At 76.4% G+C, this 945-nt stretch carries 1 protein-coding gene; it reads right to left on the minus strand.

The window, feature by feature from the left end:
• Window positions 1-85: 85 nt before the first annotated feature.
• Window positions 86-945, minus strand: an 860-nt coding sequence (locus HMPREF3105_RS01910; RefSeq protein WP_070708644.1) for an alkaline phosphatase family protein, incomplete at its 5' end; no start/stop codon positions are given.

A 945-nucleotide genomic window follows, 5' to 3' on the forward strand; every position in this document is an offset into this window, starting at 1 on the left:
CCGCGCGTCCGTGCCCAGCTGGGACGAGATCGTCTTCGGCCGCAAGGGCGACTGACCCCGGCCCGGCCCCGGCCGCGGGGCGGGCTCAGCGGTGCCAGGTGAGCAGCGGGACCTCCCGCTCGGCGCGCGTGGGCGCGCCGTGCTGGCCCACCATCTCGAAGGCGTGCGGGGGCACCCGCCGGCCGTCGTAGAGGGCAAGATCCCCGTGCACGGCGACGAGCAGATCCCCGATGCGGGCACGGACCCGGTCCTCGACGACGGCGCCGAACCAGCCGGCGTCGACGGCCTCGTCCCGCGTGAGCACCCACGCGTGCGCCCCGTAGCGCTCGGCCCAGGTGCGCCGCACCCTCTCGCGCACGTCCGGACCCGCGTCGGATCGGAAGTGCAGCTGCACGAGGCGGGGCTCCCCCGCGGTGTGCGCGATCCCCTCGAGCAGCGCGGGGTCGGCGAGCTCCCCGGCCTCGTCCAGGGCGGCGTAGTCCACGCGGCGCGACGGCGGCACGTCGACCATGCCGTGGTCGCCGGTGGCGAGCACCACCGTCCCGGCGGGCACGCGGTCCACCAGGCGCCGCACCGCCGCGTCGATCTCCTCGAGGGCGTGCAGCCACCGGTCCGAGCCCACGCCGTCCCGGTGGCCGGCCTTGTCCAGCTCGTTGACGTAGAAGTAGACGAGCGTGGGCACGCGGGCGTCCTTCAGCACGCGTTCGACGGCCTGGGCGCGGGCGATCAGGGCGCGGCCGGCCACGAACCGGCCGCCACGCAGCCCCGCCCGTGTCAGGGCCGAACGCTCGAAGGCGGGCAGCGAGACCGTGACGGCGTCCACGCCGGCCGCGGCGGCGCGCTCGAACACGGTGGGCTTCGGCTGCCACCCCACCGGGTCGGTGGCCTCGTCCCAGCCGCCCAGCTGGTTGATCACCACGTCCCGGTCCGGGTCGAGCACGTCGT

It is taken from the genome of Micrococcus sp. HMSC31B01 (assembly GCF_001816085.1).
GTDB lineage: Bacteria > Actinomycetota > Actinomycetes > Actinomycetales > Micrococcaceae > Micrococcus > Micrococcus luteus.